The 21,575-nt window shown below is 75.2% G+C and carries 16 protein-coding genes; 6 read left to right on the top strand and 10 right to left on the bottom strand.

The window, feature by feature from the left end; translation table 11 throughout:
• A complete protein-coding gene (locus GA0074696_RS04575; protein ID WP_088959932.1) occupies nt 1-564 on the bottom strand; it encodes a hypothetical protein in 564 nt (187 codons plus the stop codon).
• 201 nt (nt 565-765) lie between these two features.
• Between GA0074696_RS04575 and GA0074696_RS04570 the strand changes: the two genes are divergently transcribed.
• Nucleotides 766-3,327 (top strand): FtsK/SpoIIIE domain-containing protein, encoded by a 2,562-nt coding sequence (locus GA0074696_RS04570; protein WP_088959931.1) that lies wholly within the window; start codon nt 766-768, stop codon nt 3,325-3,327.
• Between the two features lie 32 nt (nt 3,328-3,359).
• Complete coding sequence (locus GA0074696_RS04565; RefSeq protein ID WP_407940594.1) at nt 3,360-4,058, top strand: hypothetical protein; 699 nt, start codon at nt 3,360-3,362, stop codon at nt 4,056-4,058.
• Nucleotides 4,059-4,117: 59 nt separating this feature from the next.
• On the opposite strand, the gene folE is transcribed toward GA0074696_RS04565, so the two are convergent.
• Together folE and ftsH are read right to left on the bottom strand one after the other, a co-directional pair.
• Nucleotides 4,118-4,783 carry a GTP cyclohydrolase I FolE gene (folE, locus tag GA0074696_RS04560; protein WP_088959930.1) on the bottom strand — a complete coding sequence of 222 codons (666 nt, stop codon included), beginning with the start codon at nt 4,781-4,783 and terminating at the stop codon, nt 4,118-4,120.
• Between the two features lie 35 nt (nt 4,784-4,818).
• Nucleotides 4,819-6,777, bottom strand: a complete 1,959-nt coding sequence (ftsH, locus tag GA0074696_RS04555; protein ID WP_231925400.1) for an ATP-dependent zinc metalloprotease FtsH — start codon at nt 6,775-6,777, stop codon at nt 4,819-4,821.
• Between ftsH and GA0074696_RS31655 the strand changes: the two genes are divergently transcribed.
• The gene (locus tag GA0074696_RS31655; protein ID WP_231925517.1) at nt 6,688-6,885 is read left to right on the top strand and encodes a hypothetical protein; all 198 of its coding nucleotides are present in this window, start codon (nt 6,688-6,690) and stop codon (nt 6,883-6,885) included. The two genes, ftsH and GA0074696_RS31655, sit on opposite strands and share 90 nt — an antisense overlap.
• 385 nt (nt 6,886-7,270) lie before the next feature.
• On the opposite strand, the gene hpt is transcribed toward GA0074696_RS31655, so the two are convergent.
• Together hpt and GA0074696_RS31110 are read right to left on the bottom strand one after the other, a co-directional pair.
• Nucleotides 7,271-7,846 carry a hypoxanthine phosphoribosyltransferase gene (gene hpt, locus GA0074696_RS04550; RefSeq protein WP_088959929.1) on the bottom strand — a complete coding sequence of 192 codons (576 nt, stop codon included), beginning with the start codon at nt 7,844-7,846 and terminating at the stop codon, nt 7,271-7,273.
• Nucleotides 7,847-7,946: 100 nt separating this feature from the next.
• Complete coding sequence (locus tag GA0074696_RS31110; RefSeq protein ID WP_172894166.1) at nt 7,947-8,084, bottom strand: hypothetical protein; 138 nt, start codon at nt 8,082-8,084, stop codon at nt 7,947-7,949.
• Between the two features lie 150 nt (nt 8,085-8,234).
• Between GA0074696_RS31110 and GA0074696_RS04545 the strand changes: the two genes are divergently transcribed.
• Entirely contained in the window at nt 8,235-9,197 is a 963-nt protein-coding gene (locus GA0074696_RS04545) for a GlxA family transcriptional regulator (protein ID WP_088959928.1), read from the top strand.
• Nucleotides 9,198-9,492: 295 nt separating this feature from the next.
• Here GA0074696_RS04545 and GA0074696_RS04540 read toward each other — a convergent pair whose 3' ends face one another.
• The 4 genes from GA0074696_RS04540 to dacB all read right to left on the bottom strand — a co-directional run bounded on the left by GA0074696_RS04540 (nt 9,493) and on the right by dacB (nt 14,899).
• Complete coding sequence (locus GA0074696_RS04540) at nt 9,493-11,127, bottom strand: gamma-glutamyltransferase family protein (RefSeq protein WP_088959927.1); 1,635 nt, start codon at nt 11,125-11,127, stop codon at nt 9,493-9,495.
• A gap of 119 nt (nt 11,128-11,246) precedes the next feature.
• Nucleotides 11,247-12,242, bottom strand: coding sequence for a tRNA lysidine(34) synthetase TilS (gene tilS / locus GA0074696_RS04535; RefSeq protein ID WP_088959926.1), 996 nt, complete (start codon nt 12,240-12,242; stop codon nt 11,247-11,249).
• A 10-nt stretch (nt 12,243-12,252) separates the two neighbouring features.
• Entirely contained in the window at nt 12,253-13,320 is a 1,068-nt protein-coding gene (locus tag GA0074696_RS04530) for a zinc-dependent metalloprotease (protein WP_088959925.1), read from the bottom strand.
• 67 nt (nt 13,321-13,387) lie between these two features.
• Entirely contained in the window at nt 13,388-14,899 is a 1,512-nt protein-coding gene (gene dacB / locus GA0074696_RS04525) for a D-alanyl-D-alanine carboxypeptidase/D-alanyl-D-alanine endopeptidase (protein ID WP_407940593.1), read from the bottom strand.
• A gap of 552 nt (nt 14,900-15,451) precedes the next feature.
• On the opposite strand from dacB, the gene GA0074696_RS04520 reads away from it, so the two are divergent.
• Nucleotides 15,452-15,958 carry an inorganic diphosphatase gene (locus GA0074696_RS04520; RefSeq protein ID WP_088959923.1) on the top strand — a complete coding sequence of 169 codons (507 nt, stop codon included), beginning with the start codon at nt 15,452-15,454 and terminating at the stop codon, nt 15,956-15,958.
• A 125-nt stretch (nt 15,959-16,083) separates the two neighbouring features.
• Here the strand turns inward: GA0074696_RS04520 and eccD are convergent, their stop codons facing one another.
• On the bottom strand, nt 16,084-17,484 hold the full coding sequence (eccD, locus tag GA0074696_RS04515) for a type VII secretion integral membrane protein EccD (RefSeq protein WP_088959922.1): 1,401 nt from the start codon (nt 17,482-17,484) through the stop codon (nt 16,084-16,086).
• A gap of 101 nt (nt 17,485-17,585) precedes the next feature.
• Between eccD and eccCa the strand changes: the two genes are divergently transcribed.
• The gene (gene eccCa, locus GA0074696_RS04510) at nt 17,586-21,539 is read left to right on the top strand and encodes a type VII secretion protein EccCa (protein WP_088959921.1); all 3,954 of its coding nucleotides are present in this window, start codon (nt 17,586-17,588) and stop codon (nt 21,537-21,539) included.
• Nucleotides 21,540-21,575 lie beyond the last annotated feature (36 nt).

Below are 21,575 nucleotides of genomic sequence, written 5' to 3'. Positions count from 1 at the left end.
TCAGGCGACCTTCCGCGCACCGCAGACCCGCCAGCCGTCCTTGATGTCCACGACCTCGAAGGTCCAGTCCTCCCGCCGGCTGCTGCGTTGTTGTCCGTCCGAGGACCCAGCGATGGTCATGGTGGTGCTGACCGACTCGCCGTCGGCCGACTTCGCCCGGACCAGCGGCCCCCAGCTCACCCGGACCACGACGTTGAAGGTGGCCTCGCGCTGTTCCGCCTCGCTCCGCAGGGCCCTGACCGCACCGAGGTCGGCATTTCCTTCGCAGACGAGCAGGCTGGCCCGCGCATCGTTCCGGTTGACGAGATATTCGCGCAGGTAGTTGTCCACCACCACGTCCGGGGCGCTGCGGTCCGGGGTCGCGGCGCGGTCGTACAGCACGTAGCCGATCACCGCGCCGCTCACGCAGAGCAGCGCCAGCACCCCCGCGACCACGGTGAGGACGGTGCGGGTCCGCCGGGGCTGCTGCTGCGGCGCCGCCGGGGCGGCAGAGGGCGGCAACTGGTCCGGCGGGGTCCGCTGCGCCGGTACGCGGGAGACCTGGGAACCGGCGGGGGGCTGCACTGATTCCACCCCCTGAGGCTATCGGCTGAGCGCCCCGCACCCAATGCCCCAGATCCTGCGGATCGTGACAGGACGAACCCGGGACGTGAGACTTCGCCACGCTTTGCGACAAGACGATTCCGCACCGCCGCGCTTCCCGAGTGAGCGGTCGGACCTGGGATACGGTCGGGGCTCGGGAGGTTTCCAACCTCGGAAAGAGGGGTGGACACGGTGGCCGGTCCGAAGTCGCGTACGAACCGTGCCGCCGCCCTGCACCGGCGGGCCGCCGCCACCGCCGTGGCCGCCGCCGGCGTGCTCGACGAAACCCGCCCGGCCCCGGCCGACCAGCGCCGGCAGTACGAGCTGGCCGACCGGCTGCGGACCGCGGCGGCGGTGCTCGCGCCGGGCTGGGCCGGCGCCCCGCTGGACACCTTGGCGCCGGACACCCCGGCCGGCGAGGAGAACCCGCCGTTCGTCCGGGTCGGCACCGCGGCACCGCTGGACGACGCCCGCTTCCCCGCGCTGGTGCCGCTGCTCGGCACCGGCCACCTGACGCTCGACGTCGACGCCCGGGAGCCCCGGGCGGTCGGCCTGCTCCGGGCCGTACTGCTGCGGCTGCTGGCCGCGACGCCGGCCGGCTGCCTGCTGGTACGCGCGGTGGACGGCGCCGGCGACACCTTCGCGTCCTTCGCGCCGCTGGCCGACGCGGGTCTGCTGCCGCCGCCGGCGGTGGACGTGGCCGGCCTGCGGGCGGTGCTGACCGAGGCCGAGCAGTGGGTCTCCCCAGGCACCGGCCGGCCCCGCCGGCACGACCGTACGCTGCTGCTGGTGATCGCCGGGCTGCCGGAGCTGACCGGGCCGAGCGACCTGGCCCGGATCGAGGCGCTGGCCGCCCAGGGCCGCCCCGCCGGCCTGCACCTGGTCGTCGCCGGCTGGCCCCCACCCGGCCCGTACGCGGCCCGCCCGCCGCTGCCGGAGGCCACCCGGCTGGAGCTGCGGACCGCGTACGCGCTGCTCGGCGATCCGCCCGGCAGCCCGTTCGGCGGGCCGGGCGGCGACGGACCGGGGGGCCTGAACTCTCCGGTCTTCGTGGACGAGGACCCGGGGCCGGACCTGATCGGGCAGGTCTGCCGGCGGTTGGCCGCGCAGGTGGAGGAAGGCTCCCGGCTCTGCCTCGCCGAGCTGCTGCCGCCGCCCGAGGAGCCGCTCTGGCAGGCCGGCTCGACCGACGGGCTCTCCACCACGGTGGGCGACGCCAACGGGCGGCCGGTGACCGTCGGCTTCACCGAGCTGACGCCGCACTGGCTGGTCAGCGGTCGATCCGACGCCGGCCGGTCGGCGTTCCTCACCAACGCGCTGCTCGGCCTCGCCGCGCGGTACGGCCCGGACGAGCTGGTGCTGCACCTGGTGGACCTCGGTGACGGCGAGTCCTTCGTGGAGTTCCTGCAGACCGAGCGGGACCGCTCATGGGTGCCGCAGGTCCGGGCCGCCGCGATGGCCGCCGATCCGGAGTACGTGCGGGACCTGTTCGACCAGTTGGCGGCGGAGACCCGCCGGCGGGAGGAGGCGAGCGCCCGGGCCGGCGGGCAGCGCTACGCGCAGCTGCGGGAGCACCAGTCGCTGCCCCGGATCGTCTGCGTGATCGACAACTTCCCGCTGCTGCTGGCGACCCGGGATCCGGTCGCCGCGGACGTGCTCGCCCGGCTGGACGGCCTGGCCCGCGCCGGGCGCGCGTACGGCATCCACCTCGTGCTGGCCGGCTCGGGTGACCTGGGCATCGGGGCGGGGCCGGCGCCGCGCGACTCGGTGCTGGGCCAGTTCCCGGTGCGGGTGGCGCTCTCCGGTGGCGGCGCGGTGCTCGCGCCCACCAACGACGCGGCGGCGGGCCTGGCGGTGGGCAGCGCGGTGGTCAACACCGCGGGCGGGCTGGGCGGGCCGCGCGGCGCCACCCGGGGTCACGAGCGGCTGGTCCGCTTCCCCGACCCGCACGACGCCCCGGAGACGATCGAGCGGCTCCGGCACCGGCTCTTCGAGGCCCGCCCGGAGGGGACCACCCCGCCGGTGGTCTTCGCGGGCTGGGCCCGGCCGCTGCTGCGCAACGACCCCCGGCTGCGGGCCGCCCTGGCCGGCCGGGCCGGTGGGCCGGCGGCCCTGCTCGGCCGGGCGGTGGACGTGGCCCGGACGACGGTCGCCATCCCGCTCGGCCCGGTGGCCGGCCGCAACCTCGCCGTCCTCGGGGCGGGTACGGGGGCGGCCGGGCTGCTGGCGAACGCCGCGCGGAGCACCGCTGCCCACCATCCGCCGGGTGCCGCCCGATTCGTGCTCGCGCCGCTGGCCGAGGGCTCCGCCGCCCTGGCGGCCGGGTTGGCGACCGAGCTGGCGCAACGGCAGCGGGTGGAGACGGTCGACGCGGCGGGCCTGCTGGCGGCGATGGACGGCGACGGGCCGGCGTACCTGGTGGTGTTCGGGGTGGACCTGGCGACGGCGGAGGAGCTGCCGGTGGAGCGGCTGCGCACCCTGCTGCGCGAGGGTCCGCCGACCGGTATTCACCTGCTGGGCTGGTGGCGGACGGTGCCGCCGTTCGCGGCGCTGCTGGAGCCGGACGGCGAGGTCGACAAGCTGGCCGCGGTCGCCGCGGTGGACGTGCCGGGGGCGATGCTCGGCGCGGTGTTCGGTCGACCGGTGGAGTGGCGGCCCCGCCCCGGCCGGGTGGTGCTCTGGGACGGTCCGGGTGAACGGGGCACGGTGCTGGTGCCCTTCGCCGACGAGGAGGAGCCGGCGTGAGCGGGCGGAGCGAGCGGGCCGGCGCGGCGGGCATCGACGAGGCGCCCCCGGCGGCGCCGGTCCGGCAGCGGATCGGGAACGAGCCGGTCGGCGCGGTGGCCGCCGCCTGGACGGACTACCTGGCCGCCGCGCGGCAGCTGGACGGGGTACGCCGGGCCGCCGCCACCGCCGCCGCCGAGCAGGCCCGAGCGGTGGAGGCGGCCCGGGAGGAGCTGACCGGGCTGCACGCCCGGTTGGCGCCGCAACAGGCCGGGCTGCGGGAGCTGGGCGTACCGGCGATCACGCTGACCCCGACGCCGCCGGAGCTGACCGAGGCGGCCCGGTCGATGGTCGGTGGCCCGGCCGCCGTGCTGGCGGCGTTGCGGGTGGCCCGCGGCTGGGCGGACGCGGCCGACGCGACGCTGGCCGCGCGGGGTCCGCTGCGGCCGGCGGCCTGGCCGCCCCGGGCCCGCAACCTGCTGGTGTACGGCCCGCTGGCGCTGCTGGTGCCGATAATCCAGCTGATCGTCCTCGCGGTCGCCGGGACGGGCGCGGCGAGCCTGGTGGCGCTGGTCGTCGGGCTGCCGATGCCCGCGGTGGCCTTCGGGGCGGGTTGGGTGACGGTGGGTCGGCTCTTCCCGCCGCGCCCGGGCGAGCGGCTGGACCGGACGCCCCGGTTGGGGGCGCTTACCTGCCTGGTCCCGGCGGTGGTGACGGCGAGCGTGATCATGCTGGCGCTGCTGGCCGGCTGAGACGCGACGGCCGCGCCGTCCTCACGAGGGGGCGACGCGGCCGGTCGGGATGCTACGGGTCAGCGCGGGATGATCAGGGCCATCGCCTCGGCCCGCGACTTCGCGTCGTGCTGGAGGGTGCCCCGCACCGCGGAGGTGATGGTCTGGGCGCCGCTCTTCTGGATGCCACGCATCGCCATGCACATGTGCTCGCACTCGAGCACCACGACGACGCCGCGCGGCGCCAGCTTGTTCATCAGCAGGTCGGCGATCTGCGAGGTGAGCCGCTCCTGGACCTGCGGGCGGCGGGCGAAGACCTCGACCAGCCGGGCCAGCTTGGACAGGCCGGTGATCCGGCCGTCCGGCCCGGGGATGTAGCCGATGTGCGCGCTGCCCCGGAACGGCAGCAGGTGGTGCTCGCAGAGGCTCATCACGTCGATGTGCCGGACGAGCACCAGCTCCTGGTGGTTGGCCTCGAAGGTGGTGCTGAGCACCTGCGCCGGGTCGACCCGGAGGCCGGCGAAGAGTTCCGCGTACGCCCGGGCCACCCGGGCCGGGGTCTGCTGGAGTCCGTCCCGGTCGGGGTCCTCCCCGACCGCGATGAGGATCTCGCGGACGGCCTTCTCGATCCGGCCGAGGTCCATGGTGTCCTCGATCGGGCGGCCGGTCAGCTTGCCGCTGATCAGCCGGGCCGCGACGTAGTCCAGGGCCTCGTCGCCGTCGGGCTCGGTCGACGAGGCGGCCAGCCCCGAGTTCTCGGGGCTGGCCGCGGCGTCCGTGTTCAGTGGGTACCGTCCGAGTTGTTCGAGCCGCCGACCGACGCGCCGTCGGCCTGCGCCTGCGCCTTGAGCTTGTCCTTCTCGGCCGGGGTGAGCACCGGGGGCTCGGTGGAGGGCTGACGCTTGCCGAAGCCGTTGTAGGGGGCCATCGGCGGGCGCTTCGCCACCCGGGCGCAGATCCGGGCCATGTCGGCGGTGGAGAGGGTCTCCTTCTCCATCAGTTCCAGGACGATGTTGTCCAGGACGTCCCGGTATTCCACCAGGATCTCCCAGGCCTCGTCGTGGGCCACCTCGATCAGGGCCCGCATCTCGCCGTCGATCTCGGCGGCGACCGAGTCGGAGTAGTCCCGCTCGTGGCCCATGTTGCGGCCGAGGAACGGCTCGTCGCCGCTGGTGCCGTACTTGATCGCACCGAGCTTGGAACTCATGCCGTACTGGGTGATCATCGCGCGGGCCAGCTGGGTGGCCTTCTCGATGTCGTTGCCGGCGCCGGTGGTCGGCTCGTGGAAGACCAGCTCCTCGGCGGCCCGGCCACCCAGCGCGTACGCCAGGGTGTCGACCATCTCGGCGCGGGTCTGGGTGTACTTGTCCTCGGTGGGCAGGACCAGGGTGTGGCCCAGCGAGCGGCCGCGGGACAGGATCGTCACCTTGTGCACCGGCGCGGCGTGCGGCAGCGCCCAGGCGACCAGCGCGTGGCCACCCTCGTGGTACGCGGTGATCTTCTTCTCCTGGTCGCTCATCACCCGGGTCCGGCGCTGCGGACCGGCGATCACCCGGTCGATCGACTCCTCCAGGGAGTCGTTGTTGATCGCCCGCTGGTCCTTGCGGGCGGTGAGCAGCGCGGACTCGTTGATCACGTTGGCCAGGTCGGCACCACTGAAACCGGGGGTACGCCGGGCCACCGCGTCGAGGTCGACGTCGGGGGTGAACGGCTTGCCCTTGGCGTGCACCCGCAGGATCGCCTTGCGGCCCTCCATGTCGGGGGCGTCCACCGGGATCTGCCGGTCGAAGCGGCCCGGGCGCAGCAGCGCCGGGTCGAGGATGTCCGGCCGGTTGGTGGCGGCGATCAGGATGACCCCGCCCTTGGTGTCGAAGCCGTCCATCTCGACGAGGAGCTGGTTGAGGGTCTGCTCGCGCTCGTCGTGACCGCCGCCCATGCCGGCGCCACGGTGCCGGCCGACCGCGTCGATCTCGTCGACGAAGACGATCGCCGGGGCGTTCGCCTTGGCCTGCTCGAAGAGGTCGCGGACCCGGCTGGCGCCGACACCGACGAACATCTCCACGAAGTCGGAACCGGAGATCGAGTAGAACGGCACCCCGGCCTCGCCGGCCACCGCGCGGGCGAGCAGCGTCTTACCGGTACCGGGCGGGCCGAAGAGCAGCACACCCTTCGGGATCTTGGCGCCCAGGGCCTGGTACTTCGCCGGGTTCTGCAGGAAGTCCTTGATCTCGTGCAGCTCCTCGACGGCCTCATCGGCCCCCGCCACGTCCGCGAACGTGGTCTTCGGCGTGTCCTTGGTGATCATCTTCGCCTTGGACTTGCCGAAGTTGAGCACCCGGGAGCCGCCGCCCTGCATCTGCGACATGAAGAAGATCAGCAGGAGCACCAGCAGGGCGATCGGGAGCAGGTTGACCAGCAGGCTCACCCAGATGCTGTCGGACGACACCTTGGCGTCGGCCGGGCCGGTGACGTTGTTGGCGGCCTTGGCCGCCAGGACGTCGTTCCAGACCTCGTCGCCCACCTCGTACGGGAACTGGGCCTCGATACGGTCGGTGGTGGTGTCGCCGAACTTGGTCTTCTCGGCCAGGTCGAGCTGGAGCGTCTGCTCCTTGTCCTGGAAGACGACCTTGTCGATCTTGGGCTTGCCGGTGTGAAGCTGATCGAGCGCAACGGAAGTGTCCACGCGGTGGTAGCTGGGACCAGCGGTGAACAGCTGACTGAGCACAACGGCGCCGAGGATGACCAGGATGATCCAGACCACCGGTCGGCGGAAGAAACGCGTACGTTCCATGCTGTTGTCGAGCGCCGAGACGCCCGCATCCTCCTGATCGACGTCCTGACCGTCTGAATGGTGTCGCCGCGTTGGCGGCGCCGAGCCGCCGTGCGGGCCGGCCTCGACCCCGAGGCGCGCGAACTGCCGCGCCGCGGTCATTCGACGGTACACCGTGTGCGCCAGGAGTGAGCTTCTGAGCCCAGCACTTACGCGGACGGCGAACCGGGGTTTCAGCCGGCGTGGCGGGAGCTCCGCACCCGGCCACCCGACCGCCGGTCACACACCAGTCGAGGGGTCGGGGGTGGAGATTGCCTCCACGCCACCGGCACCTACCGTAGTCCGATTTGCTGAGAGCCCGCTGAACGTCCGCTCGATGGACACCGATACGAGCAGCTCTCGGCCCGACCGGGGCGGGACCACCGCGGGCCGGCGGCGGGCGCGGACCCGCCCGGCGACGGGCTCAGGCCCGGGCGTAGACCTCCGGCTTGAGCACGCCGACGTAGGGCAGCTCGCGGTAGCGCTCGCCGAAGTCGAGGCCGTAGCCGACCACGAACTCGGTCGGGATGTCGAAGCCGACGTACTTCACCGGGACGGGGACCTTCACCGCGTCCGGCTTGCGGAAGAGGGCGACCACCTCGACGCTGGCCGCGGAGCGGGACTCCAGGTATCGCAGCAGCCAGGAGAGGGTCAGCCCGGAGTCGACGATGTCCTCGACCACCACCACGTGCCGGCCGGCGATGTCCCGGTCCAGGTCCTTGAGGATGCGGACCACGCCGGAGGAGGTGGTGCCCTGGCCGTACGAGGAGATGGCCATGAAGTCCAGCTCGGCCGGCGGGCCGTTCCGGCCCAGCGCCCGGGCGAAATCGGCCATGAACATGATCGCGCCCTTGAGCACGCAGACGAGCAGGAGTCCGTCCTCGACGCCGGCGTAGTCCGCCGAGACCTGCTTGGCCAGCTCCGCGGTCTTCTCGCGGATCTGCGCCTCGGAGATGATCACGTGATCGATGTCGGCGTCGTACCAGGAGCCGTCAGCCATGACTCCTAGCCTGCCGTACGCCGGCTGGCCTCCGTCGGCGGGGCCGCCCCTTTTGGAGCGGTCCCGCCAGGGATTTTTTCGGCAATCCGGACCATTCACCTCAGCAGGTACGGGACTGCCAGCGGCGGCCGTGGTCGCTCGGCTTCCAGTCGGCCGAGTCGTGGCTGTCCGCGGTGAGGCCGGCGGCCGAGGCGACGGCCAGACCGACGAGGAAGAGCAGAAGCAGCAGGAGTTCCATGGCGGCGCTCGCTTTCGCGTTGTTTGGACTGTTATCGCCGCCGGTGCGCACCGGACTGGTACCAGTTTCCGCCCGCACCCGGAAGCCGGACAGTGGCAGGAATGCCATTGCCCCTCGATTTTCTGCCACCGACGGGGTTACCCTCGTCACATGCTCCGATCCGTCGCCGTCCTCGCGCTCGACCAGGTCGCCCCGTTCGAGCTCGGCGTGCTCGCCGAGGTCTTCGGCACCGACCGCACGGCGGACGGGTTCCCCGGCTACCGGTTCGCCGTCTGCACCGCCGACGGCGGCCCCGTCCGAACCTCCTCCGGCTTCGGGCTGACCCCGCACGCCGACCTCGGTCCGATCGAGGAGGCCGACCTGGTCGCCGTGCCGGCGCACAGCCAGGGCTGCGCGGTGCCCGAGCCGGTGCTGGACGCGCTGCGCCGGGCCGCCGACCGGGGGGCGTACCTGCTCAGCGTCTGCTCGGGCGCGTTCGTGCTGGGCGCGGCCGGGCTGCTCGACGGCCGCGAGTGCACCACCCACTGGCGGTACGTCGACGAGCTGCAACGCCGCCACCCGGCGGCCCGGGTCCGGTGCAACTCGCTCTACGTCGCCGACGGGCCGGTGCTCACCAGCGCCGGCACCGCCGCCGGCATCGACGCCTGCCTGCACCTGGTCCGCCAGGAGCACGGCTCCGCCATCGCCACCCGGCTGGCCCGCCGGATGGTCGTCCCCCCGCACCGCGACGGCGGCCAGTCCCAGTACGTCGAGGCGCCGATCCCGGTCACGCCGGAGGCCCCCACGCTGGAGCCGGTGCTGAGCTGGCTGATCGGGCACCTGGACCGGCCGACCACGGTGGACGAGCTGGCCGCCCGGGCCGGCATGTCGGCGCGGACCTTCGCCCGCCGGTTCCGGGCCGAGACCGGCACCACCCCGCACGACTGGCTCACCAACCAGCGCGTGCTGCTGGCCCGCCGGCTGCTGGAGGAGACCCGGCTCAGCGTCGACACCGTCGCCGACCGGGCCGGCTTCGGCGACGCCGCCGCGCTACGCCACCACTTCACCCGCCGCGTCGGCACCACCCCGCACGCCTACCGCACCACCTTCCGCGACCGGGTAACCACCACCTGACCCACACCCAGCCCCACGTCGACCACAACCAGCCCCACGGCCACCAGCCCGGCCACCACCGGAACGACCGCGGCCATCCCTCGGGCCACGGACCTGCGGAGAAGGCCGGTTCCCGCCACCGCAACCACCGCAACCACCGCAACCACCAAAGATCCACCCACCCGACCGGCGGGACCCACCCAGCCCGGCCACCCGGGTTTCGCCGGAGCCCGACCCGCGCAGGGATCAAGCCTGACCGCCCGGAGCGGGTCGGGCTCCGGCGAAACCCCACCCCGAGCCCGACGAACCGAAAGAGTCAGAACCCGACAGCAGCCCCGTCCACCCGAGACTCCGACCCCGCCACATAGCCGCCCGACGGGCCACGCCACACCGCCTGCCCGTACCCGAAGACCGAAGGCTCCTCCGCGACGGTGACCTCATGCCCCCGCGAGCGCAGCCCCGCGACCAGGCCGGGCACCGCCGCCAGCGCCGGCTCGACCAGCAGGGTCCGGCCGGCGTGCCAGTACCAGCGGGGAGCGTCCAGCGCGGCCTGCGGGTCGAGGCCGGCGTCCACGGTGGCGGAGACCAGCTGGACGTGCCCCTGCGGCTGCATGTGCCCGCCCATCACGCCGAACGGTCCGACCGGCGCGCCGTCGCGGGCCAGGAATCCCGGGATGATGGTGTGGAAGGGCCGCTTGGCCGGCCCGACCACGTTCGGGTGCGTCGGGTCGAGACGGAAACCGAGGCCCCGGTTCTGCAGCGCGAAACCGTGCCCGGGCAGCACCACCCGGGAGCCGAACGCCAGGTAGGTGGACTGGATCAGGCTGACCATCATCCCGCCCGCGTCGGCGGTGCACAGGTAGACCGTGCCGCCGCGCTCCGGGTCGCCGGCCACCGGGTCGCCGGCCCGGTCGGTGACCAGGGCCCGCCGGGCCGCCGCGTAGCCGGGGTCGAGCAGGGCGGCGGTCGGCACCCGGGCCCGCTCCGGGTCGGCCACGTGGGCGTGGGCGTCGGCGAAGCCGAGCTTGACCGCCTCGATCTGGCGGTGCAGCCGCTCCTCGGCGTCGAGCGCGGCGAGGTCCGTGCCGGCCAGGATGTTCAACGCCAGCAGGGCGGCGATTCCCTGCCCGTTGGGCGGCAGCTCCCAGACCTCGTGCCCCCGGTAGCGGGCGCTGACCGGGTCCACCCAGGTGGAGGCGTGCCTGGTCAGGTCGTCGCCGGTGAGCAGGCCGCCGGTGCGGGCGGCGTGGGCGTCGAGCGCGGCGGCGATGTCGCCCCGGTAGAAGTCCGCTGCGCCGGTCTCGGCGATGCGGCGCAGGGTGCGGGCGGCGTCCGGGTTGCGCCACCGCTCGCCGGGGCGCGGCGCCCGCCCGCCGATGGTGAACACCCGGTCGAACTCGGCGTACTCCTCGCCGCCCGGCTCGACCCGCGCGGCCAGCGCCCGGTCCCAGGTGGCGGCGGTGCCGGTGGCGACCGGGTAGCCGTGCTCGGCGTAGGAGATCGCGTCGGTGAAGAGTTCCGCGAAGGGCAGCGACCCGAACCGGTCGTGCAGGTCCCGCCAGCCGGCCGGCGCGCCGGGCACGGTCACCGGCAGCCAGCCGCGGGCCGGCAGCGCCGGACCGCGCGCCTGCGCGCCCCCGAGCGCGTCCACCGCCGCCGGCCCGTTCCCCCCGGTCGCGGTGAGCACCACCTCCCGGGTCAGCGCGGCCGGGGACCGGCCGGAGGCGTTCAACCCGTGCAGCCGCTCGCCGTCCCAGACGATCGCGAACAGGTCACCGCCGATGTCGTTCGAGGGCGGCTGCACCACGGTCAGCGCGATCGCCGTGGCCAGCGCGGCGTCGACGGCGTTGCCGCCGCGCCGCAGCACGGCCAGACCCGCGGCCGCCGCGAGCGGCTGGCTGGTCGCGACGGCACCGTTCGGGGCGAAGAGCGGCTGTCGGGGGTACGCCATCCGCCATGTCTACCGCCTCCGGCGGCTCCCGGGGAGGGTCCGCCGCGCGCCATGTGATCGGAATGCGGAAACCGTCGGAAGCCCCCGATCATGGCGCGACCGGCGGCCACGGCCCCGCCTCAGTCGACCCGGAGCAGGCGGCCGGCGCGACGGGCCACCCGCAGCCCGCCCGGCAGGTACGTCGCGCCCTGCCCCCGCCAGTCGGTGACCAGCGCGTCCAACGCGGCCACGTGCCGGTGCGACAGCGCCGCCGGACAAGCGCCCAGTTCCCGGGCCCAGGCGTGCAGCACCCGGGTACGCACCGCCGGGGCCAGCGCGGCCAGGGCCGCCACGGAGAGTCCGCCCTCGGCGGCCCGTACCCCGGTTGGGGTGGCGAGCGCGGCGGTGGCCAGGTCGTCCAGGGCGGCGGTGTCGGCGGCCACCAGCCGGGCGGTCCGGGCCAGGTTGTCCAGCACCCCCGGGCCGAGCGCCCGCAGCAGCACCGGCAGCACGTCGGTGCGTACCCGGGCGCGGGCGTACGACGGGTCGGCGTTGTGCGGGTCCTCCCACGGGGTCAGCCCGAGCGCGGCGCACGCCTTGCGGGTGTCGTCCCGGGTGAGGTCGAGCAGCGGACGCAGCAGCGGCACCCCGTCCAGCTCGCGGCGCTCGGGCATGCCGGCCAGTCCGCGCGGTCCGGCGCCCCGGGCCAGCGCGAGCAGCACCGTCTCGGCCTGGTCGTCGCGGGTGTGCCCGACCAGCAGCGCCGCCGCGCGGTGCCGCCGGGCGGCGTCGACCAGCGTCTGGTAGCGGGCCTCGCGGGCGGCCGCCTCCGGGCCGCCGGGGCGCCCGGCCACGGTCACCGGCACCGCCTCGACCGGGTCGAGACCGGCCTCGACGGCCCACCGGGCCACCGCCCCGGCCCGCCCGGCGGAGCCCTCCTGCAACCCGTGGTCCACGGTCACCAGGCCGGCCCGCCGGCCGAGCCGGGGCGCCACGAAGGCGGTCGCGGCGGCCAGCGCGAGCGAGTCGGCCCCGCCGGAGCAGGCCACCAGCACCGGCCCGCCGGCCGGCAGCGCGGTCAGCGCGCGGCGGACGGCGATCCGGATCGCGGCGACCGGCGGGGCGAGGGCGGCCACGGCCGTCCGCTCAGCCGGCGGTCGGGGTGGCGCCGGCCGGCCCGTGCACCCGGGCCACCCAGGCGTCCGGGTTGCCCAGCTCGTCCAGCCGGGGCAGGGTCAGCGGGGAGCCGAAGATCTTGTTGAAGCCGTCCATGCCGACCCGGTCGACCACGCCGTGCACGAACTTGCGGCCCTCGGCGTACTGGCGCATCTTGACGTCGACGCCGAGCAGTCGCCGGATCGCCTTCTCCAGCGGGTTGCCGGCCTCGCGGCGTCGGTTGAACCCCGCCCGGATCCGCTCCACGCTGGGAATGACCTGCGGCCCGACGCCGTCCATCACGAACTCCGCGTGCCCCTCCAGCAGGGTCATCAGCGCGGTGAGCCGGTCCAGCACGGCCCGCTGGGCCGGGGTCTGCACGATGTCCAGCACGCTGGTGCGGCTCTCCGGGTCCTTGATCGCGTCGGAGAGCGTGGCGACGCCCCGGCGCAGCCGCTCCAGCAGGTGCTCGTTGCCCTGCGCGGCGTCGACGAAGGCGTTCACCTCGCCGAGGAAGTACGCCCGCATCCAGGGCACCGAGGTGAACTGGGTGCGGTGGGTGACCTCGTGCAGGCAGACCCAGAGCCGGAAGTCGCGGGGGTTCGCCTCCAGCTTCCGCTCCACCTCGACGATGTTCGGCGCGACCAGCAGCAGCTGACCCGGGTCGGCGGAGAACACCTCGTACTGGCCGAGGACCCGGCCGGAGAGGTAGGCGAGCACCGTGCCGGCCTGCATCCCGGTCAGCCGGGAGCCGACCGCCTCGGTGAGCGGCCCGGGACGCTTGTCACCGGAGAGCCGGTTGACCAGCGGGGTGATCACCTCGCGCAGGCCGGCGATGTTGGCGGCCGCCCAGTCCCGGCGGTCCACCACCCGCACCGGCGGGTGCGTCACCTGCGAGCGCAGCCCGGTGTAGTCGGCGACGTGCCCGGCCGCCTCCTCGGTGAGCCGTCGCAGGTCGACGACCACGTCGGTGGCCTCGGCGTACGACACCCGGGGGCCCGACTTGCCCAGCGCCCCCGCGGTCGCGGCGGCCAGATCCCAGTCCACGAACTGCGCCATGCACCCACCGTACCCGCGCCGGAACACCCCGGCCCGGCGTGCGAGCAGGGGGCCCCGGCGGTCGGGGTCAGCGGCAGCCGCAGCCGGCCAGGGCGCCGGCGATCCGGTCGAGGGCCTGACGGCTGACGTCCGAGTCGCCGGCCGGGGCCCGGTCGGTGAGGACCGCGAAGGTGAGCAGCCGACCCTCGGCCGTGGTGACCAGCCCGGCGATGGCGTGCACCCCGGTCAGCGTGCCGGTCTTGGCCCGGACCACCCCGGCGCCGGCGGCGGTCGCGTCGACCCGGTAGCGGTCACCCAGGGTGCCGGACCAGGCGCCGACCGGCAGGCCGCCGAAGATGGCGCCCAGTTCCGGGTGGTCGCCCTTGCCGGCGAGCGCGATCAGGTCGGTGAGCAGGGACGGGCTGATCCGGTTGTTCCGGGACAGCCCGCTGCCGTCGGAGAGGCTGATCTCGTTGGCCGGCAGGCCCAGCTCGCCGATGACCTCGTCCATCGCCGCCGCCCCGCCGACGAAGCTCGCCGGCTGGTTGCGGGCCAGTGCCACCTGCCGGGCCAGCGCCTCGGCGATCACGTTGTCGCTGTCGCTGATCATGATGTCGACCAGGCGGATCATCGGCAGCGACTCGGCCTTGCCCAGCTCGGTGCCGGGTGCCGGGGCGCCGGTGGCCGTGGCGCCGCCGGCCGCCGGGGCGGTGCCCCGGGTGACCTGGGCGTCCCCGCCGAGGCCGAGGAGCCGGGCGAAGGAGCGGCCGGCGGTCAGGTCGGGCTCCGGAACCCGCTCGGCCGCGCCGTGGGTGTCGTCGGAGGTCTTCCGGGCCGCCTCGGGGTCGCGGCGTGCGCCGTCGGTCATCAGCGCGGTGATCGACGCGCCGTAGCCGCCGGTCGGGATGTCGTCGTCCCAGCCGGGGCCGTGCACCGGGCCGGGGAAGAGCGTGGAGTCGACGACGACCTTGGTCACAGCGGTGCCGCCGAGGGCCTGCTTCACCTGCTTGGCCAGCGTGTCGAGGCGGGCGGCGCCGCGGTAGAAGCCCTTGCCGTCCACCGCGAGGGTCGGGTCGCCGCCGCCGACGAGCACCACCTCGCCCGGGTTCGCCCCGGCCACCGCCCGGGTGGGGATGCGGTACCCGGGACCGCGTGCCTCCAGCACGGTCACGCCGGTCGCCAGCTTGGTCACCGAGGCGGGCACCGTGCCGTCGTCGCCGCCCCTGGCGTAGATGGACTGCCCGGTGGTCAGGTCGGCCACCGAGATGTTCACCCGGCCGCCGAGGGCGGCGGCCCCGAGCAGCGGCTCCACCGCGGCGCGTACCCCGGCGGAGGTGGGCTGCGGGGCGTTGGCGTCGGGGCCGGCGAGCACCGGCGACGGGTCCGGCTCCGGCGCCTGGGCGGCGGCGGCCGGCGCGGCGGCGTCATCGCCCAGCCACCCGGCGACCGGCCCGGGGCGGAGCACCACGGTGACCCCGGCCAGCGCGAGCAGCAGCACCGTGGCGAGCACCGCGACCGGCAGCAGTCGGCGACGCCGGCGCGGCGCGGGGGGTGGCGGAGCCAGCGGTCCGGCGCCCGCCGGCGGCGGGGAGACGGGCACGGAGCCGGCGGCCGGGGAGACCGGACCGGCCGAGGGCGAGACCGGCGCGGCGCCGTAGACGTGGCCCGCGCCGGCGCGGTGGACCTGGCCGGGCCCGGTGGCCGGGGCGTCCCAGGTCAGCGGCGGGACCCGGGCCGAACCGGCGGCCGGCGGGGGCCCGGACGGCACGCGGGCGGAGCCGGCGGCGGGGCGGCCGGGCGGGTTCACCTCGGGGAATCGGCCGGTGTTGCGGGGATCGCCCGGCCAGGCCGGCGGAACCGGCCCCGACGGCGTGGCGCTGGGCGGGGCAGACCGGTCGGACGGGTGCGCACCGGGCACCGGGACGCGTCCGCTCGCGGATCCACCGGACCCGCGCCCGTCAACCCCCTCCGGGCGGTAGTGTGAATCTTCCCTCCCCACGACCCCCTCCTCCCGCCTCCGGAACCAGCCTGGGTGACACTACTTCGGTCCGAAGACTATGCGGCGTCCGGAGCCGGTGGGTGGCCAATCACCCGTACCGGGGGCGTCTGTGGTTCCGTTCAGCCAGCGTGGGCAGACGAGGGAGCGTGGGAGATGGATTTCGACGTCACGGTTGAGATCCCGAAGGGTCACCGAAACAAGTACGAGGTGGACCACGCGACCGGCCGGATCCGGCTGGACCGCACCCTCTTCACGTCGACCCAGTACCCGGCCGACTACGGGTTCATCGAGGGCACCCTGGGCGAGGACGGCGACCCGCTGGACGCGCTGGTGCTCGTCCCCGAGCCGACCTTCCCGGGCTGCCTCATCCGGTGCCGCACCATCGGCATGTTCCGGATGACGGACGAGAAGGGCGGCGACGACAAGGTCCTCTGCGTGCCCTACGAGGACCCGCGCCAGGAGCACCTGCGCGACATCCACCACCTGGGCGAGTTCGACCGGCTGGAGATCCAGCACTTCTTCGAGGTCTACAAGGACCTGGAGCCGGGCAAATCGGTCGAGGGCGCCACCTGGGTCGGCCGGGTCGAGGCCGAGGCCGAGGTCCGCGCGTCGTACCAGCGGGCCAAGGACGCCGAGGAGCGCGGCGACACCGCGCACTGACCTACCGCGTCACGAAGGGCCCGGGCTCACCCCCGGGCCCTTCGTCGTCTGCCCCCGAGGCTGTCGGGAAGCCTCGGGGCGAGCGAGGCGGAGTCGCAGCCGTCGCGAGGTTTCCCGACAGCCTCCTAGCCGAGCAGGCCGCGCGCGGCGTCGTAGAGGCCCAGCACGGCGCAGGCCACCGGCACGACGGAGACCACCAGCGCGGTGTCGGTCAGGTCGGCCACCCGACCGACGTACGGCGACACCGGCCGCCGGGCGTACGTGGTGCCGGCCGCCACGGCGGTGAGCGCCACCAGCAGCCCGCCCACGGTCAGCGCCAGCACCACCGCATCGCCGGCCCGGACGGCCAGCACCACGCCGAGCACCGCGAACCCGGCCAGCCCGGCGAGCACCGGCGGCACCCGGTGGCGGACCGCCACGAAGAGCCGGGAGCGCAGCAGCAGCACCGCCGAGACGACGGCCACCAGCAGCCGCCCGGCCAGCCCGCCGGTGACGCCGAGCACCAGCGCCGCGGCGAGCGCCAGTGCGCCGTGCCCGATCAGCATCCCGGTCAGCATCTCCTCGGTCCGGGCCACCGCCGCGTGCACCCGCGCCCGGTCGGGCAGGTCCCGCACGCCGTCCGGGCCGCCGGTCGGGCCGGTGGGCAGGGTGATCGGCGGCAGCGGCATCTTGCCCAGCCGGATCGCGAGCAGCGGCAGCCCGCCGAGGGCGAAGACCAGCACGCAGAGCAGCACCGCCGCGGTCTCGGCCGGCCCGAGCAGGAGCCCGCCGAGGGCGGCGGCCGCGCCGACCGCGCCGAGGGTCGCGCCGGCCACGAAGACCCGCAGCCGGGTGGCGGTGCCGAGCAGGCCGAGCACCGACACCAGCAGCAGCGCCACCGCGCCGGCCAGCAGCTCGGGGGCGCCCAGCCAGGGCAGCGGCCGGAACGCACCGACCGGGTCGCCGGAGCTGACCGCGAGGGCGCCGGCCGCCGCGGCGTACGGCAGCGCGTACCCGCCGAGGGTGGCGCCGGTCGGGCCGTCCCCGTACGCGCGGGAGGCGACCGTGCCGGCGAGCGCGAGCAGCAGCGCGACGGTGACCGCCAGCGGCCAGCCGGCCCGGTGCTGCGGCCCGGCGGCCAGGACGGCGACCAGCCCGACGGCCAGCGGCACGCCCGCACCGGCGAGCGCCGCGGCCCGGGTGGCGGCCGGGGACCAGGCACTGCCGCGCCGACGGGCGCCGTCGGCGATGGCCTCCACCACGTCGTCGTACTCCAGCTCGGGCCACTCGGCGTGGGCCGGCGCGAGGTGCAGCACCTCGCCGTCGCGCACCCCCTGCGGGAGCAGCGCCTGCGCGGTCGCCAGCACCGCCCCGTCGGTGCGGCGCAGCACCCAGCCGCCGTGCCGCTCACCGTCGTCGGCCAGCCCCTCGCCGGCGTGCCGCAGCACCTCCGGCAGCAGCTCGGCGAGGGGCACCTGCTCCGGCAGGGCCACGTCGACGCGTCGTTGCGGAGCGCTGATGGTGACCCTTGCCAGCCCGGTAGTCATCGACTGATCTCCATATCGAGCGGGAGCGGTGGCTGACGGACGACAGGACTTTACCTACCATGAGCCAGGCTCGGGTTACCGAGCGCCACCTTGGAGGGTCAGTGTCCACTGTCGTCATCAAGCGACCGCCGCGCCGTCCGGCGCCGGAGATACCGGTCGGTGAACTGCCCGTCGAGGCGCCGCCGGAAATCCCCGCGGTGACCGGCGGTCGCTGGCAGCAGGCGCTGATGGTGCTGCCCATGCTGGGCGGCACGGTGGCGATGGCGATGATGTTCGGCCGGGGCGGCGGCGCCTACTCGTACGTGGTGGGCGGCATGTTCGGGCTCTCCTCGGTGGCGATGCTGGTGACCTCCTGGGGCAGCGCCTCCGGCACCCCGAAGAAGTCGGAGATGATGGCCGCCCGCCGCGAGTACCTGCGACACCTGGCCGCGCTGCGCCGCCGGGTCCGGCAGACGGCCGGGCAGCAGCGGGCCGGGCTCTTCTACCGGCACCCGGACCCGGGCCGGCTCTGGTCGACCGTCGACAGCCACCGGGTCTGGGAGCGCCGACCGGGTGACCCGGACTTCGCCGTGGTCCGGGTGGCCGTCGGCCCGCAGACCCTGGCCACCCCCCTGATCCCCCCGGTCACCCGGCCGCTGGAGGAGCTGGAACCGATGACCGCGGGGGCGCTGCGGCGCTTCCTCGACGCGTACTCGGTGGTGCCGGACCTGCCGGTGGCGCTGTCGATGCGCAGCTTCGCCCGGGTCTTCGTCCGCGGCGAGGCCGGGGACGCACGGGGCGGCACCGGCTCGCCCGGCGCCCAGGCGCTGGCCCGGGCCATGCTCACCCAGCTCGCCGTCTTCCACGCCCCGGACGAACTGCTCATCGCGGTCTGCGCCGGGCCGGAACGGCGGGCGCTCTGGGAGTGGGTCAAGTGGCTGCCGCACGCCCACCACCCCGGCCGCACCGATGCGCTCGGCCCGGTCCGGCTGGTCACCAGCTCCGCCGCCGAACTGGAACGCCTGCTCGACGAGGTGCTGTCCAGCCGGTCCCGGTTCAGCCCGGCCGGCCCGGCCACCGACGGGCCGCACGTGGTGGTCCTGCTCGACGGCGGCGACCTGACCGGGGCGACCGAGCTGGCCGGGGACGGCGGCATCGACGCGGTGACCGTGATCGACCTGGACACCCCGCCGCCGCGGCTGCTCGACCGTTTCGCCCTGCTGCTGGAGCTGCACGGCGACCGGCTGCACTCCCGGTCGGCCGAGGGGCACGCCGAGGTGGGCACCGCCGACCGGCTGGAGGTCGTCGACGCCGAGGCGGTGGCCCGCCGGCTCGCGCCGCTGCGGCTGGCCACCACCGTACGCGGGGGCGAGACCGCGGCCGGGGCCGAGCTGGGCCTGCCCGAGCTGCTCGGCATCGGCGACCCGGAGGGCTTCACCGCCGAGCAGGGCTGGGCACCCCGCTCGGGGCGGGACCGGCTGCGGGTGCCGATCGGGGTCGGTGCCGACGGCGGCGCGATCGAGCTGGACCTGAAGGAGTCGGCGCAGGACGGCATGGGTCCGCACGGCCTGCTGATCGGCGCGACCGGCTCCGGCAAGTCGGAGCTGCTGCGCACCCTGGTGCTCGGCCTGGCCGCCACGCACAGCTCGGAACAGCTCAACTTCGTGCTGGTCGACTTCAAGGGCGGCGCCACCTTCGCGTCCTTCGACCGGTTGCCGCACACCGCCGCCGTGATCACCAACCTGGCCGACGCGCTGCCGCTGGTGGACCGGATGGTGGACGCCATCAACGGTGAGCTGATGCGCCGCCAGGAGCTGCTGCGCCGGGCCGGCAACTTCGCCAGCCTGCGCGACTACGAGCGGGCCCGGGCCGCCGGCACCCCGCTGGCCCCGCTGCCCTCGCTGCTGCTGATCTGCGACGAGTTCTCCGAGCTGCTCTCCGCCAAGCCGGACTTCATCGACCTGTTCGTCCAGATCGGACGGCTGGGCCGGTCGCTCGGGGTGCACCTGCTGCTGGCCAGCCAGCGCCTGGAGGAGGGGCGGCTCCGGGGCCTCGACACCCACCTGTCGTACCGGATCGGGTTGCGCACCTTCTCGGCGCTGGAGTCCCGGACGGTGCTCGGGGTGCCGGACGCGCACGAGCTGCCCCGCTCACCCGGGCACGGCTACCTGCGGGCCGGCACCGACCCGCTGGTCCGGTTCAAGGCCGCGTACGTTTCCGGGCCGGTCCGCCGGCGGGGCGCGGCGGCCGGCGGCGGCGCGGGCGGCGGCACCCGGCTGCTCACCTTCTCCACCCACCTGGTGCCCGTGCCGGAGCCGGCCACCCCGGCGCTGCCGGCCGTCGAGGAGGAGACGGAGAACCTGCTCGACGTGCTGGTCGGCCGGCTCGCGGGGCAGGGCCCGCCGGCGCACCAGGTCTGGCTGCCCCCGCTCGACACCGCACCCGCCCTGGACGAGCTGCTCGGGCCCGCGGCCGTCGACCCGCAGCGCGGCCTCACCGTGGCCAACCCGGAGCTGCACGGCGCGCTCCAGGTGCCGGTGGCCGTGCTGGACAAGCCCTTCGAGCAGCGCCGCGACCTGCTCTGGCTGGCGCTGGACGGCGCCGCCGGGCACGTGGCGGTGGTCGGCGGGCCGCAGAGCGGCAAGTCGCACCTGCTCCGGACGCTGATCTGCGCGCTGGCGCTCACCCACACCCCGGCCGAGGCCCAGGTCTACTGCCTGGACTTCGGCGGTGGCGGGCTCGCCGCGCTGCGCGACCTGCCGCACGTCGGTCAGGTGGCCGGACGGTCCGACCCGACCGTGGTGCGCCGGACCATCGGCGAGATCGCCACCCTGCTCGCCGAGCGCGAGCGTCGCTTCGCCGAGCTGGGCGTCGAGTCGATGGCGGCCTGGCGGCAGCGCCGGTCCGGGTTGGCGGGGGCCGGCCAGCCGACCGTCGACCCGTTCGGCGACGTCTTCCTGGTGGTCGACGGCTGGGCCACCCTGCGCGGCGAGTACGACGACCTGGAACCGCTGGTCACCGACCTGGCCACCCGCGGCCTGTCGTACGGGGTGCACGTGGTGGCGAGCGCGGTCCGCTGGATGGACTTCCGGCCGGCCATCCGGGACCTGTTCGGCTCCCGGCTGGAGCTGCGCCTCGGCGACCCGTCGGACTCGGTGGTGAAGCGGGTGGCCGCGGCGGGCGTGCCGGAGAAGTCACCCGGCCGGGGCATCACCGCGCAGAGCCTGCACTTCCTCACCGCGCTGCCCCAGCTGGCCGGGATGGAGCCGACCGACCTGGTGAAGGCGGTCGCCGGAGCCTGGTCCGGTCCGCCCGCCCCGCGGGTGCGGCTGCTCCCGCCGGTGCTTCCCTACGCCGACCTCGACACCTCCGCCGCCGCCGGGCTGGCCTTCCCGATCGGCGTGGGCGAGGCGGACCTGCGCCCCGTGGCGGTGGACTTCGCCACCGAGCCGCACTTCGTGGTCTTCGGCGACGCGGAGTGCGGCAAGTCCTCGTTCCTGCGCGCGCTGGCCACCTCGATCATCGACCGGTTCACCCCGGAGCAGGCCCGGATCATCCTGGTCGACTACCGGCGCAGCCTGCACAGCCTGATCGACGACCCGCACGTGATCGGGTACGGCAGCGCGGCGGCGCACACCGCCGAGCTGGTCGAGTCGGTCGCCGGCTACATGCAGGCCCGGCTGCCCGGGCCGGACGTGACCCCGGCGCAACTGCGGGAGCGGGCCTGGTGGTCCGGGCCGGAGCTGTTCGTGCTGGTCGACGACTACGACCTGGTGTCCAGCGGCCCGGCGAACCCACTGCGCGGCCTGGAGGAGCACCTGCCGCAGGCCCGCGACATCGGGCTGCACCTGGTGCTGGTCCGCCGTTCCGGCGGCGCCGCCCGCGCCCAGTACGAGCCGATCGTGCAGCGGCTGCGCGAGCTCTCCACCGCCGGGCTGGTGATGAGCGGCAGCCCAGACGAGGGGCCGCTGGTCGGTCAGGTCCGTCCCGGGCCGCTGCCGCCCGGGCGGGGCCGGCTGGTCACCCGGCGTGAGGGCGTACGCCTGGTCCAGTTGGCACATCTCCCCCCGCCGTGAGCGTGTCCGGCGGAACGTCCCGCCGCGGACGGGAAA

It is taken from the genome of Micromonospora purpureochromogenes (assembly GCF_900091515.1).
In the GTDB taxonomy this organism is placed as follows: Bacteria; Actinomycetota; Actinomycetes; order Mycobacteriales; family Micromonosporaceae; genus Micromonospora; species Micromonospora purpureochromogenes.
The sequence above is the reverse complement of the archived record's forward strand: the minus strand, read 5'-3'. Positions and strand labels throughout refer to the sequence as shown.

What these genes read in the sequence shown, in the direction of transcription:
- hpt (WP_088959929.1), bottom strand. Translation starts at nt 7,846, where the DNA reads ATGGCTGACGGCTCCTGGTACGACGCCGACATCGATCACGTGATCATC.
- GA0074696_RS31110 (WP_172894166.1), bottom strand. Translation starts at nt 8,084, where the DNA reads ATGGAACTCCTGCTGCTTCTGCTCTTCCTCGTCGGTCTGGCCGTCGCC.
- GA0074696_RS04545 (WP_088959928.1), top strand. Translation starts at nt 8,235, where the DNA reads ATGCTCCGATCCGTCGCCGTCCTCGCGCTCGACCAGGTCGCCCCGTTC.
- GA0074696_RS04540 (WP_088959927.1), bottom strand. Translation starts at nt 11,127, where the DNA reads ATGGCGTACCCCCGACAGCCGCTCTTCGCCCCGAACGGTGCCGTCGCG.
- GA0074696_RS04530 (WP_088959925.1), bottom strand. Translation starts at nt 13,320, where the DNA reads ATGGCGCAGTTCGTGGACTGGGATCTGGCCGCCGCGACCGCGGGGGCG.
- GA0074696_RS04520 (WP_088959923.1), top strand. Translation starts at nt 15,452, where the DNA reads ATGGATTTCGACGTCACGGTTGAGATCCCGAAGGGTCACCGAAACAAG.
- eccD (WP_088959922.1), bottom strand. Translation starts at nt 17,484, where the DNA reads ATGACTACCGGGCTGGCAAGGGTCACCATCAGCGCTCCGCAACGACGC.